Annotated in this window: 13 protein-coding genes; 9 read left to right on the top strand and 4 right to left on the bottom strand. The window is 60.6% G+C overall.

What is annotated here, in order from left to right:
• Window positions 1–51: 51 nt before the first annotated feature.
• The 4 genes from IPM16_15670 to IPM16_15655 form a co-directional block, all read right to left on the bottom strand.
• Entirely contained in the window at window positions 52–1518 is a 1467-nt protein-coding gene (locus IPM16_15670; protein ID MBK9124537.1) for a gluconokinase, read from the bottom strand.
• A gap of 27 nt (window positions 1519–1545) precedes the next feature.
• Entirely contained in the window at window positions 1546–2691 is a 1146-nt protein-coding gene (locus tag IPM16_15665; GenBank protein ID MBK9124536.1) for an SMP-30/gluconolactonase/LRE family protein, read from the bottom strand.
• Between the two features lie 18 nt (window positions 2692–2709).
• Window positions 2710–3702 carry a zinc-binding dehydrogenase gene (locus IPM16_15660; GenBank protein ID MBK9124535.1) on the bottom strand — a complete coding sequence of 331 codons (993 nt, stop codon included), beginning with the start codon at window positions 3700–3702 and terminating at the stop codon, window positions 2710–2712.
• A gap of 163 nt (window positions 3703–3865) precedes the next feature.
• Window positions 3866–4657 carry a GntR family transcriptional regulator gene (locus IPM16_15655; GenBank protein ID MBK9124534.1) on the bottom strand — a complete coding sequence of 264 codons (792 nt, stop codon included), beginning with the start codon at window positions 4655–4657 and terminating at the stop codon, window positions 3866–3868.
• A gap of 346 nt (window positions 4658–5003) precedes the next feature.
• Between IPM16_15655 and IPM16_15650 the strand changes: the two genes are divergently transcribed.
• From IPM16_15650 to IPM16_15610, 9 genes are all read left to right on the top strand, one after another.
• A complete protein-coding gene (locus tag IPM16_15650; protein MBK9124533.1) occupies window positions 5004–5651 on the top strand; it encodes an acetoacetate decarboxylase family protein in 648 nt (215 codons plus the stop codon).
• 180 nt (window positions 5652–5831) lie between these two features.
• Window positions 5832–7265 (top strand): extracellular solute-binding protein, encoded by a 1434-nt coding sequence (locus IPM16_15645; protein ID MBK9124532.1) that lies wholly within the window; start codon window positions 5832–5834, stop codon window positions 7263–7265.
• A gap of 175 nt (window positions 7266–7440) precedes the next feature.
• Window positions 7441–8325: a sugar ABC transporter permease gene (locus tag IPM16_15640; protein ID MBK9124531.1), complete on the top strand. Its 885-nt coding sequence runs from the start codon at window positions 7441–7443 to the stop codon at window positions 8323–8325.
• Window positions 8326–8352: 27 nt separating this feature from the next.
• The gene (locus IPM16_15635) at window positions 8353–9210 is read left to right on the top strand and encodes a carbohydrate ABC transporter permease (GenBank protein MBK9124530.1); all 858 of its coding nucleotides are present in this window, start codon (window positions 8353–8355) and stop codon (window positions 9208–9210) included.
• A gap of 18 nt (window positions 9211–9228) precedes the next feature.
• Window positions 9229–9453, top strand: a complete 225-nt coding sequence (locus IPM16_15630; protein MBK9124529.1) for a hypothetical protein — start codon at window positions 9229–9231, stop codon at window positions 9451–9453.
• A gap of 3 nt (window positions 9454–9456) precedes the next feature.
• Complete coding sequence (locus IPM16_15625) at window positions 9457–10590, top strand: ABC transporter ATP-binding protein (GenBank protein MBK9124528.1); 1134 nt, start codon at window positions 9457–9459, stop codon at window positions 10588–10590.
• Between the two features lie 3 nt (window positions 10591–10593).
• Window positions 10594–11697 (top strand): ABC transporter ATP-binding protein, encoded by a 1104-nt coding sequence (locus tag IPM16_15620; protein MBK9124527.1) that lies wholly within the window; start codon window positions 10594–10596, stop codon window positions 11695–11697.
• Between the two features lie 53 nt (window positions 11698–11750).
• Entirely contained in the window at window positions 11751–12452 is a 702-nt protein-coding gene (gene deoC / locus IPM16_15615) for a deoxyribose-phosphate aldolase (protein ID MBK9124526.1), read from the top strand.
• Entirely contained in the window at window positions 12449–13978 is a 1530-nt protein-coding gene (locus IPM16_15610; GenBank protein ID MBK9124525.1) for an FGGY-family carbohydrate kinase, read from the top strand. Before deoC ends, IPM16_15610 begins: the two co-directional genes overlap by 4 nt.

Below are 13978 nucleotides of genomic sequence, written 5' to 3'. Positions count from 1 at the left end.
ACTCCTTCGTGTATGTGCCGCAGTCGTGCGGAACCAGATCGGTAGACTGTGTCAGTGCAGGTGATCGATCGCCTGCATCTGCGCGTTGACCTCACAAAAACGTTCGAAATATCGCGCGTATGCCGCATGGTTATCCGGATTCGGATGCAGCAGGGTTTCAGGCTGTGCAAACGGTGCGTACGAATCGGCCAGACCGAGCGCCATCAGCCCGATGATGGCAGCCCCGCGCGCTGAGCTTTCGGGACTTGCCGGCACGACCACAGTTGTTCCGAATACGTCGGCGATCACCTGCCGCCAGATCGGAGACATCGACAAGCCGCCCGTGAGGTAGATCTTGGCGAGTTGATAGGTGCTTACTTGAGCAATCGGTTGTGCGGCACGCAGCAGGGCAAAAACGATCCCTTCCATCGTGGCGCGCATGATATGCGCGGCCTGATGACGCAGGGTCAGGCCGAACAACACTCCGGTTGAACGCGCATTCCAGCCCGGGCTCTGCTCTCCGGATAGGTAGGGAACAAACAGGAGATTCTCGGCACCGGGCGCGATTGAGCCGGCCAATGCTTCGGCCTCGGCAAAACTTGCCACGCCGTGCAGTGCCTGTTTGAGGAGCCACTCGAACACCACCCCGCCGCTGCCGATGATCCCGCCCAAGACCCACCGCTGATCGTCCGCAGCATACGTCCAGAGACGGCCAGCAGGATCGGTCAATGGGTTGTGAATGAAGGCGCGTGCGGCGGCACTGGTCCCGAGGTTAATCGCGATGGTTCCTGGCGCGGTTGCTCCGACCCCAATGTTGGCCAGCGGCGCATCGCCACCGCCGACGATGAGCGGTACGTCGCCTTCGAGGCCGATCTGCGCACGCACGTCTGGTGCCCACCCGCGGATCGTGTGGCGCGGCGAGACGAGCGGAGGCACATGGTCAATGTCGAGTCCGGCCGCGGTCAGGGCCTCGCGATCCCACTTGAGTTGGCCGATGTCGAGCAGGCCGGAGGCCGACGCAGTCGACCAGTCGGTGAGCAGTTGTCCCGTCAGCCGCATCACCACGTAGTCTTTGATGGCGATGAACCGAGCGTCAGACGGCAGGTCGATGTGCTGCCTCATCCACAGGATCTTGGCGAATGGATAGAGCGCCTGCAGCGGGCAACCCGTGCGCGCAGGCAGGTCACGAAGCTGCGGACGGGCGGTAGTGATCACGTCTACGGCCCGCATGTCTGCCCAGGTCAGCGAGGGCGTGAGCGGAGTGCCGGCGCGGTCAACGGCAAGCACGCTGTACATCTGCGCGCAGAACACGACCCCAACCAGCGCCGAGCGATCAGCGAGTCCGTCGACGGCCGAGCGCAGCACGCCGATCACCGCGTCCACGATACCGTCCGGGTCCTGTTCGGCCCACCCGGGATACGGATGATGCGTTGGATATGGCACGCGCTGCTGAGCCAAGTCGCGCCCATCGGTATCGAACACCAGCGCACGGGCGCCGCTGGTGCCAATATCGACTGCGATGATAACCGGGGGTGCCATGCGCCTTGCGCTCCGTTGCCGTCGCGCTCAGCGTGCGTACAGGTACGACTTGACGCCTTCGCCCAGATACGCCTTCCAGACGACGAAGTTCTCCGGATTGTCCCAGTCCAAGTCGCCGCCGAACAGCTCGTGCAGGCGATTGCTATTGAAGATCAAATGCCCCTTGTTGTCGAACGTCATGCCGTCAACCCACACCATGCGCGGGTCCGTGATGAACGTCCCGAACGTTTTGCTGACCGGGTCGTAGCGTCCGATGCCCTGATGCTCGAGCATGGTGTAGTAGATCATCCCCTGATCGTCCGCGCCCATGCCGTCTGTATTGGTACCCTTGTCGCCTAGGTCGACCACTGCCGCCTCGACGTTGGCTTCCGAGGTCGAGTAATCGCGCAGTACGGCAGTGGGAACGGCGTATAGCCGCCGCGCGGTAAGCGCGCACCAGTACAACGTCTCGCGATCCGCAGACAGCGCAATGCCGTCCGCACCGGTACGCATCGGACGGTCTTTCCAGATCTTCTTGCCGGCGATTTCGAACCAGTAATCAGGTACATCCTGCGTGCTCACATGCTGATGCAGCACCCGCCGCAGTTCCTTGGTGCGCATGTTATAGACGATCAGGCCGCCCTGCAGTGGATCGGTGAAGATGCCCGAGTCGGCGATGTAGACGAAGCCATTGGCGTTGTCGACCATCAGGTCGTTGAGGAACGAGGCTTCGTACGAGGCGATGTGGTCGGGAATCGGGATGGATTCGACCAACTGATTGGCCGTCAGATCCCAACACACGATCTTCTGCGCGCCGTCGATGCAGCGTTGGCCTTCGATGTGGCCCTGATCGAGGAACCACGCGCGATTCAGCTCGTCAATCTCCCAACCCAGTACGGATTGCAGGGCGTCGGGCCGGCCAATCTCGTTCATCTCCCAGCTCGGATAGGCGCGCAGCATCGGCTTGCCGTCGACGATCTCAATCTTGTTGACCGTGGCGGGAATACCGGGTGCCCAACGCGGCACGGACAGATAGTAATTGCCGTCGCGGTCGTTCTTGAAGCCTGCCGGCATGGCGCCTTTCCAGTATTCGCCTGTGTGAAAGGCGTCGCGTGATGAATCGTCCGGAAACAGCCAGTCGAGATGGCTCCAGTGGAAAAGGATCTCGTAGTCGCCGGGGTGGGTCAGGCTCATCGTCGCATCTCCTCGTCGTCAGGATTCCTCTTCGATCAAGCGCGCGACGATCTTGCCGCGCACGTGCAGCCCCGCGATCTCCTCAAGCGCGTCGGGCACTTGTTCAAGCGCGATGACGCGGGTCAGCGCAGGGCGGATGTGTCCGCTGTCGATCAGGGCGCCAACCTCGCGGCCGATCTGGGCAAGCTGTTCTTGCGCGACTCGGTCACCTGACAAGTGCGCGACGCCAAGCGCGATTTCGTGAATCGAGAGCGCCTTCGCAAATGGGCGGACTTTCGTCAAGTCGGGCAGGCTATCGATGCAGACGAGATGCCCGCCAAACGCCAGCATCTCCAGCGCTTCGGTGGTCGTCTTCTGACTCACGGCGTTGAGAATGACATCCGCACCACGGCCGTCGGTGAGCTCTAGGACACGCGCGTAGACGTCTTCGCTTTGGTAGTCGATCGCCTCTGACGCACCCAACGACTTGACGTAGTCGTGATTTGCCGCCGCCGACACCGCTATGACGCGCGCGCCAGCGTACGCCGCAAGTTGGACGGCGTGGCTGCCGACCCCGCCAGATCCGCCTTGGATCAGCACGGTGTGGGTTGGCTTCAAGGTCAGTTTGTGGAACAAGCCCTGATAGGCGGCAAATCCTGAGCAGGGGACCGAGGCTGCTTCGGCGAAGCTGAGCGTACGAGGTTTGGGTGCAAGGACGTGGGCCGGGATGGTTGCGTACTCGGCGAATCCGCCCGGACGGGTGAAGTCGCCGTGGTAGTACACGGCATCGCCGACCTGCCAAGCTTCGACACCGGGGCCAAGTGCGTCAATCGTGCCGGCGACATCAAGCCCCATGACGAAAGGATATTGCCACGCGGGATTGCCCCAATGGGCGATCTTGTAATCGGCCGGATTGAGACCGACGGCGTGCACCTTTACGCGTACTTCGACGTCGACAGGCGAGGGGATTTCGCGGTCGGCGATGCGCCAGTTGCGTACAGGGCCGGGGCGGTCGAGAACGAAAGCTTTCATCGTGGAATCAAGAGTCATGTCAACAATATGCGTGCGATTTCTTGCTTAAGAAGCCTAGTTCTCGAGGCAGTCTAACTCTCACCTGCCATAATGTCAATATGTCATCCTGTCATAACAAGTAAAACGAAACACCTACTGACCCTGCGCAGATGTCTTGCTCGGGTCAGTCTTTGGGCTCGGTTGTCGGCTGCGGCATACTGTACTCGAATTGGAATCGGGACTTGTCGCCCCGCCGCCATGCCGTGTAGTACTCGATCCGTGTACCCCCGTCCGTAAATGCAGTGTTCTCGATGAACATCACGGGTGAACCGGGCTCAAGTTCGAGTAGGCCGGCAACGTTCTCGTCTGCCCCGAGCGCTTCGATGCCGCGCTTCACCCGTCGCACCGGTGAGCCGTATACATTGCGAAACGTCTGATACAGCGATGCCGTGGTGAAGTCAATCTCGTGCAGGCCCGGGAACAACTTGGTCGGGATGTACGAATGCACGACCAAGATCGGCAGCTTCATGATGTAGCGCAGACGTCTCAGCAAGTATACCTCGGTCGACATTGGGAGATTCAGTTCGCGGGCAACGTGCAGCGATGCGGGCACGGTCGTAAGCTCGAGTACCCGCGTGTCGATCAGGTAGCCCTGTTGAGTGATCGAGTCGCTGAATCCGATCGCTGAGCCGGACCAGATCTCTAGAAATTTCGGATCGGCGACGAATGTGCCCAGACCCTTCTCACGCCGCAGCAGGCCCTCGTTGACGAGCGCATCGAGTGCTTCGCGGACCGTTGTGCGGCTGACCGCGAACAGCTCACACAACTGGTTTTCACTTGGGAGTTGATCGCCATGCTGCCAGCGGTTGGCGGCGATCTCGCCGCGAATGATCTCGCGCAGCTGGAAGTGGTACGGCAGCGGACTGGATTTGTCGATTCGTCGCAGTTGATTGGGCGTATTGGGGGACGTGGCCATACCCTCGCTCTATTTGATTTACGGTCGCTCTGAGAAACCCACAGGGACAAGATTAGACGAGTCTGGTTGTAATTACAAGAAGACAGGCCGACCGGCGTCACTGTATGTCATGAGTCAGGTGCTAAAACTTGTAATGACAGGGTGACATCTTGACAGCATGACAAATGCACGTTACGCTCTCCGTTATCAGGTCACCGCTGATCGTAATTAGTGTGATTCTTGCCGCCGGCCTGAGCGGCACCAAGATTGCCTTGAGGTTACAATGCCTATAGACGTGGCCCACTGGCCTTACACAAACCCCGTCGTTTCCCACCTTTACGGCAAGCCTCCGCTTGTCTGGCGCGATATGCGCGTCCAGCTCGTCGTCTACGAAACCGATATCGATAACGTCGCGCGGGTCATCCCGGCGCCCCTTGAACCCCGCTCAAATCTTGTCATCACTTGGGTCTCCCAATTCCAGTTGGGGACGACGCAAGGTGCGTTCTCTGAATTCGCCGTCTACGTTCAGGTCAAATACAAGGACTACGAAGGCGATTACGAACCCTTCCTGTACGTCAACACCCATCTTCCGCTGACGGGCGGTCGTGAGATCTGGGGCTTTCAGAAGAAGATGGCCGAGATCAGCCTGCGCCACGAACACGAAGCTGTGATCGGCCGCGTCGATCGACTCGACCATGCCATCTGCAAAGGTTTGGTCGTGCCTGAGTACGAGGCTGACATGAGCGAGATTCCGTGGAGTCCGCATGGCGTCTTCTCGCTCAAGTACATTCCCTCGGCCGAAGAAGGCGGCACACCGCTTCGGGAACTCGTCCTCACCGAGGGTAAGTTTACGGCCCAGCAGGGCAAGTTCTTCGGAGGTCGCGGGTCCGTCAACTACGAACGGTCCGAAATCGACCCCACGTATTTCCTCGAGCCCAAGCGCATTCTTGGGGGATTCTACGGGCAGGGCGACCTGTATCTGCCGCTGGGCAAGGTCGTCCACAACTACCGCTAGTGGTGTCTGTTCCGACCCTTGTGACTCCGACGGGACACTCCGATCGGCGGGAACGAGGCGACTCTTCTGGACTCAGCTCAGCGGGAACCACAGAAATGGAGGTCGACTTATCGCAAACAAGCCATCCGCTCCACAGGCACCACGCCGCTGTCCTAGATCGAGCTATGAGGAGACAAGGTCATGAAGATTGGTTTTCGTTTCGTCGTTTTGGCGGTTGTCCTGACCCTTCTGCTTTCGTTGTCGATGGTGAATATCGCCGCGCAGCAGGTGACGCTGAACTGGGCAACTATCGCTGGCTTCTATACCGACTGGGCCGAAGAGGTTGCGGCTCAATATGAGGCTGAGACCGGCATCGATGTCAACATCGTCGACATCGATTTCCCGCAGTTGTATGCGAACCAAGTACTCGAGTCCGTCGCAGACACGGGCGCGTACGACATCCTGACCTACGACGTCGGCTGGAAGGCCGAGTTCAGTGAGAACGGCTATCTGCTCGCGATCGACGACCTAGTCGCCGGCAATGAGCGCGCAGAGGCCACGCTGGCGGACATCCATCCCGCCCTGCTCGAGACCACGAGCCGCTGGCGCGGTCAGACGTTCGGTCTGCCGTACTACACGTTCACGATGGGCTACTTCTATCGCTGCGATCTGTTCGAAGACGCCGGCGAACAGGCCGCGTTCCTTGAGCAGTACGGATACCCGTTGAGCTTCCCGCGCACGTACCCGCAGATGGCCGATGTTGCCGAGTTCTTCCGTCGCGCATCGGGCGAGACGCTTGCAGGGCAGACGCTCACTCAGGACTTCTACGGCATTGGTCTGATGGCCGCCCGCGCGCCGCATGTGCAGGACGAGGTCAACTCGATCGCGTGGAGCTGGGGCGCCAAGGCCATCAACGATGATGGCACCCCCGGCACGCTATCCTACACCTTCCTCAGCGCGCTGGCACTCTATGTCAACGACCTGCTGCCATACGCCCCTCCGGGCGCGACCAGCTCGGCGTTCGACGAGGTCGTTGCTCAGATGCGTCAGGGCCTGATCGCCCAGACGGGGCCGCTGTACCTTGACCAGTATCCCAACGTCATCAAGACCGAGGTCGAGGTTCCCGGTGCGCGCATCTGCACGGCCCCGACCCCGGGTGCCAGCACGTGGGTCGGCGCGTTCGGAATCGGCGTCTCTGCTGATACCGATACACCGGCTGAAGCCTTTGACTTCGTGGCGTGGCTGGCCAGCTACGATGCGCAGCGTGCCTTCGCGATTGGCGGCGGCTCGAGCGGCTTGCAGAGCATCTTGTCGGACGAAGAGCTGATCGCGGCCAATCCGCTCACAATGGGTCACTACCCGACCCTACTGCAGGTCCTCGATCACACAGCGGAGTCGAACTACTACCCGAACTACCTGTTCGTCCCGCAGGGTGGCAAGATCTACGATGAGATGACCACCTACTACTCGGCGGCAGCCAGCGGCGAACAGACCATCCTCGAAGCGATGACCAACTTCGCACAGGCCGTCGAGCGCATCTGCGGCGGTCCCTGCGAGGTCGCCAACGACGCGTTGGGCGAGGACTATACGCCAATTCCGCATCCGTTCCCGTACGTTGAGTTCTACGGCGGATAGCGGGCAGCCGACATCCCAGTCTCCTCGCCTCCACTTGTGGAGGCGAGGAGACACCAACGCAGTGACGAAGTCCCGGCCGAACGAAACGGAACTGGAAGTTATGAGCGAAGTATTGCAGGTTTCAGGTGCGGACTCGACGCCGCCGGCGGCGACTTCCGGGCCACGCAAGCGCGTTCTGTCGGACACGTGGTACTCGATACTATTGATCGCTCCGGCGATGGTGTTCATCTTTGTCTTTGCCCTTTTTCCGCTTGCATACGCGATTAATGTCTCCTTCCGCTTCGCGGACCTCACCAGTCCGCGCGGCATCAGCGACTTTGTCGGGCTGGCGAACTACCGCTTTGCGCTGTTCGACAATATTTTCTGGTCGTCGGTGCAGCGTACGCTGACCTTCGGCGTGATCGCCGTTGCGATCGAGATGACGTTGGGGATCGCGATCGCTTTCCTACTCAACGAGATCAAGTGGTTCAAAGGGTTGGCGCGCAGCCTGTTCATCCTGCCGCTGGCCGCATCGCCGGTCGCCGTCGGATTGATCTGGCGCTACATGTATCATCCCGAGTTCGGGGTATACAACGGCATCTTGGCCGCGCTGGGCTTACCCGAACAGAACTGGCTCGGAAGCACGCAGCTCGCGATGCCCAGCGTGATCATCTTCGACGTGTGGCAGTGGACGCCATTCGTCGCGTTGATCGTGCTCGCCGGCCTGCAATCGCTGCCCAAGGAACCGTTCGAGGCTGCACGATTAGATAACGCCTCGACATGGCGGATCCTGCGGACGCTGACATTCCCCATGCTGGCGCCGGTGCTCACGCTCGTCTTTGTGCTGCGTGCGATTGATGCGGTGCGCCTGTACGATGCAGTGTTCTCGCTCACACAGGGCGGTCCCGGTCAGGCCACAGAAGTCGTCACATTCTACTTATACCGATTAGGGCTGCGGTTCTTCCGTCTCGATCAATCGAGCGCGATGTCGCTGCTGTTCCTGTTCGCGATCGTCGTCTTCACCGCGTTGTTGATGCGGCGCTTCATGCGCGGTATCAGCGAACGGGCGCGGCGTGATTAGCCCCAGAATTGCGAGGAGATCGACGCGATGCAATCTTCGAAAGTAAGTCTTGCTGACATCGTACGGCATGCCCTGATGCTTCTGGTGCTGGTGATCTTCCTGTTCCCGATCTACTGGATGATCGCCACCTCGCTGAAGGCACCTGAAGACATTCTGACCCGTCCGCCCACGTGGACCTTCACGCCGACATTCGAAAACTATCGGTATGCGTTCGAGGAGGCCGACTTCGGGCTGTTCATCGGAAACACGCTGCTGGTCGCCGGGCTGTCGACCGTGCTCGTTGTCATCTTCGGCTCGTTGGCGTCATACAGCTTCGCCCGCTTCAACCCGGGCGACGGACACCTGATGTTCTTCATTTTGACCACGCGTATGATGCCGGGCATTGCGGTCATCATTCCGTTCTTCTTGATATTTCGAGAGATAGGCAATACCGAAGTCGGGAAGTTCCTGTCGATCGGGCTGGATCGGCCGGGCGCGCTGGTCATCGCGTATACCGTATTGAACTTGCCGTTTGCGATCTGGTTGATGCACTCGTTTTTTCAGGATATCCCCAAGGAGTTGGAGCATTCGGCGCGGCTCGATGGCTACGGGCGGCTGCAGACGTTCGTCCGCGTTGTGCTGCCGCTGGCCGCCCCGGGCATCGCGGTGACCGCGATCTTCAGCCTCATGTTCGCGTGGAACGAGTTCCTGTTCGCGTTCATATTGACCCGTGATGTCGCCCGCACGATCACGGTCGGCGTATCCGGCTTCATTTCGCAGCAGGGCATTCTGTGGGGACCGTTGGCAGCAGCGGCCGTCGTCTGTGTCGTCCCGATGCTGTTGTTCGCGCTCGCGCTGCAGCGGTATATGGTCCGCGGCCTGACGTTCGGCGCGGTGCGCGGCTGATCCGGGAGACGATACACAATGACACTTTCTGAAGCGTGGGATCGTCTGTTCTGGTCAGCCATCATCACCGTGTTCATCGGTCTGGTGTGGCTCCGGTTTCTTGAAGACGCCGTGGGGGCATGTGAAGGCCCCGGCCTGATCGTTGCATTGCTGGCCGGCATATTGTTCTTTGCCGAAGGGCAGCGCAGTGCAACGGCTCGCAAGCGCCGTGAGGCCGAAGAAGAAGTGAAAGGCGAGCTGTAGGACATGTTAGAGCTGCGCGCCGTCACCAAGAAATACGGAGCCAAAACGGCTGTCCGCAATCTCAGTCTGCAGTGTCACGAGAACGAGTTTATCGTGATCTTCGGGCCTGCCGGGGCGGGCAAAAGTACGACACTCAACCTGATCGCTGGAATCACCGATCCGACCAAGGGCGAGATCTACCTCAACGGGCACGACATGAACCGCGTTCCCCCCGAACACCGCAACATGTCGATGGTGTTCGAGAACTACGCGTTGTATTCGCATATGACTGTCTACAACAATCTGGCCTTTCCGCTGCGTGCGCGGCGCCTGAGCCAGACCGAGATTGACAAGCGCGTGAATGAGATCGCGGGCATCCTGCAGATCGAGCCGTTTCTCTCGCGCCGGCCGGGCTTCCTCAGCGGTGGTCAGCGCCAGCGCGTTGCCCTCGGCCGAGCCCTCATCCGCGATGCCGACGTCTATTTGCTCGACGAGCCGATTTCGCACCTCGACGCCAAACTCCGTCACCGCATGCGCGGCGAACTCAAAGCGCTGTGCGAACGCAAGCAGGCGACCGTCGTCCATGTGACCCACGACTATCGCGAGGCGATGTCGCTCTCTCACCGCATGGTGGTGCTCAACCAGGGCAACGTCATGCAATTCGGCACGCCCGACGAGATCTATCATCGGCCAGCCAACGAGTTCGTCGCCAGCTTCGTCGGTGAACCGCCGATGAGCTTTCTTGACGTCGACTTCGACGCGTCAGGCGCGAAGCCACAGTTGGTCGTGCGCGGGACGGAGGCAGCGCCTATCCACGTCGACGTGTACGCCGATGCAGCGCGTGACCTCGGCGCACAGGCTCCGTCGAAGAGTTTGCGCATCGGCGTTCGTGCTACCGATCTGTCGATCAGTCCGATCGAAGACGGTGGCCACCGCGTCCCTGCCGAGGTGTACGTTGTCGAGACGCTGGGCCATCGCGACATCGTCACAGTCAAGGTCGGCCCGCACTTGGTGAAGGTAACCACCACTACGGATGGCAAGCTAAGTGTGCGGGATGCGGTCTGGCTGGATATCGCTCCGGCTACCTATCATCTCTTCCGCGATGAGCTGGCGATCGCACATCCGGTGTCCACCCAGCACGCGCCGGAAGGAGCGTAGACGATGGCGAGCGTTCGACTGCAGAACATCAGGAAAAGCTACGATCGGGGTCGCACGTGGGCCGTTAACGGGGTGAACCTCGAGATCGCTGACGGCGAGTTTATGGCGCTGCTCGGACCGTCTGGCTGCGGCAAGTCCTCCACCATGCGCATGATCGCCGGGCTCGAAGAGCTGTCCGAGGGAGAGCTCTACTTCGATGACAAGCCCATGAATCAGGTGCCGCCACAGCATCGAAATGTTGCGATGGTCTTCGAAACCTACGCTCTGTACCCGACGTTGACCGTCTACGAGAACCTGGCCTTTCCGATGCGGTCGGCCGGCGTTCGGAACGAAGAGGTCGACCGGCGGGTGCGTGATATCGTCGAGATCCTCCAGTGTCACGACCTCCTGCAGCTGAAGCCGGGCAACCTGAGCAGCGGTCAGTCGCAGCTCGTAGGCTTGGGCCGTGCGCTGATGCGCCAGCCGAACGTGTTCATCATGGACGAGCCGATCTCGCACCTCGACACCCGCCTGCGCAGCAGAATGCGCTCGTACATCAAGCGTCTGCACATCGATCTCGGCTACACGATGTTGTACGTCACCCACGATCAGGAAGAGGCGATGGCGCTTGCGGACCGAATCGCAATCATGGATGTCGGGAGCATTGTCCAGATCGGCACGCCGCAGGAGGTGTTCCACCACCCGGTCAGCACGTACGTCGCCGGGTTCATCGGCGAGCCGCCCATGAACTTCCTTGACTGCGAGGTCGAGCAGGTGAACGGCACCAGCCGGCTCATGTTCCACGGGAGCCCGGTGCCGCTGCCCACAGCGGCCAGCGCGCTGGCGCAGAGCCAATCGCTTCCGCGCGAAGTCACTGTAGGCATTCGACCGTTCTACATCTCGGGTTCGGAAACGGCGGACGCAAGTCACACCGTTCCATCCGAAGTCTTCGTGTTGGAGCCCGTCGGGGATACGGTGATCGTCAGCGTGAATGCCAATAGCTCGCGCCTGCAGTTGGTCACCACGCCTGATCGCTTGACGGCTCGGCGCGGAGAGCCGCTGTGGTTGTCGCTCAATCCGGACCACATCTTGTTGTTCGACCGAAGCACGGGGACGCGTCTGGCCTGATTCCCACAAGACCAAGCCCAGAAGCGCGCGGGCTAGGAGGCGGTAGACACGGCATGGCAACACTAACGGCCGCACAGGTCGCCCGAATGATCGACATCAGCGCAGTGCAGGCGCCTCATGGCGAGAGCGACATTCGCGCATTGGTCGACGCCGCAGAGAAGCACGGTTTCGGTGCCGTTCACGTGCTTCCGGCATGGGTCGCGTTCACGCGTGATCTGCTTGCTGACATCGCTGACATCGCGCTCGGCGCGCCCGTCGGTTTTCCATCCGGCGGGGCTCACTCGTCCATCAAGGTTGCTGAAGCCCGCCAACTCGTTGAAGATGGCGTCGATGAGATGGACGTCATGATCAACGTTGGCAAGCTGCGATCCGGTCACGACGCGTATGTGCGCGACGAGCTTCACGCCATTATTGCCGCGGTCGACGTGCCCACCAAGGTCATCCTCGAGACAAATTACCTGACCCGCGATGAGATCGAGCGTGCTTGCGATATGTGTGTGGAAGCAGGCGCGGCCTACGTCAAGACTGCCACCGGTTGGGCACCTTCAGGTGCAACTTTGGAGAACGTAGGATGGATTGCTGCCCGGGTCTCTGGCCGCATCGGAATCAAGGCCGCGGGCGGCATTCGCGACCTCGACTCCATGCTTCAGATGTATCGCCTTGGCGCACGTCGATTCGGGATCAACTTGCAGGCCGCAATCGCGATCGTAACAACGTGCAAACAGCTGCCTGACGGAGTAGTCCAGATCTCATGAACACTATTCTCGCCTACGACCTTGGGACCGGTGGCTGTAAGGCGTCGCTCTACGACGCGGCAGGGGTGCAGCTTGCTGCCGTGTTCCGGGCCTATGAAACCTTTTACCCGCATTCCGGTTGGCATGAACAGCGCCCGCGGGATTGGTGGGACGCGGTGGTTTCGAGTACACGTGAGCTGCTCGCCACCAGCGGCGTCGAACCCGCGACAGTCCGGTGCATTGCGCTTTCCGGGCAGAGCCTGACCGTCGTGCCGCTGGACGCCAACGGCCAGCTCCTGCGTGAGACGGTCCCGATCTGGTCGGACACGCGACCGGTGGAACAAGCCGCCCACTATTTCGAACGTGTAGACGCCAACGACTGGTACATGAAGACCGGCAACGGATTCGCGCGCGAAACCTACTCCGTGTTCAAGATCATGTGGTACCGCGACCACGAACCTGACCTCTTTGCCCGGACAGAGGTGGTCTTGGGATCGAAGGACTACATCAACTTCCGCCTGACGGGAATGATCCGCACGGATCACTCGTACGCGTCAGGCAGCGGCGTCTACGACCTGCGCCAACGCATGTTTGACCGTGGACTGCTTGCCGCCAGCGGACTCCGCCCCGAATTGTTCCCGTCGATTGTCGAGTCGACCGAAGCGCTAGGAACGCTGACCGCCAGCGCGGCGGAGGCACTCGGTTTGTCACAGGATGTCGTCGTATTCTGCGGCGGCGTGGACAACGCTTGCATGGCGCTAGGGGCGGGCAACACCCGCGAGGGTTCAGTCTACCTGTCGCTGGGTTCGTCGGCATGGTTGGCGGTTTCCTCGGAGCATCCGGTTGTCGACCTGTCGATCAAGCCGTTCGTGTTCGCCCATGTCATCCCGCATCAGTTCACGTCAGCGACATCGATCTTCGCGGCAGGAAGCAGCTTCCGTTGGCTTCGGGATGTCGTGTGTTCGGATATTAAACAGCAGGCAGAGGCCGAAGGACACGACGTTTACGACAGCATGGTCGAACTGGCGCTGCAATCGCCGATCGGCGCAAATCGTCTGTTCTTCAATCCCAGTCTGGCGGGCGGATCGGCGGCCTACGGCAATCCGAATATGCGCGGCGCGTTTCTCGGGCTTGACCTGTGCCATACCCGCGCCGATCTAGTACGCGCGGTGCTGGAGGGAATCACGTTTGACCTGTGCATCATGTACCAGCGATTGTGCCAGCTCGTCGCGCTGGAAGACGACATCTTGATGGTCGGAGGTGGAAGCAACAGTGCCCGATGGCGGCAGATGTTTGCGAACGTCTTCGCCAGACCGTTCACCAAGGCCAATGTCGGGCAGGACGCCGCTTCCCTCGGCGCGGCCGCAGTCGCAGCGGTTGGCAGCGGCCTATGGGCCGGATTCGACGCTGTCGACTCCCTTATCGTCCGGGAGGACCTCGCTTCACCCGAACCCGAACAGGTCGCACGCTATCGCGCGATCCTGGAGGTGTATGAACAGACTTGGCGCCCCCTGTCAGCGATTGCTGATCTGATGGGCGCGCTGTAA

The sequence above is a fragment of the Candidatus Flexicrinis affinis genome (genome assembly GCA_016716525.1).
In the GTDB taxonomy this organism is placed as follows: domain Bacteria; phylum Chloroflexota; class Anaerolineae; order Aggregatilineales; family Phototrophicaceae; genus Flexicrinis; species Flexicrinis affinis.
The sequence above is the reverse complement of the archived record's forward strand: the minus strand, read 5'-3'. Positions and strand labels throughout refer to the sequence as shown.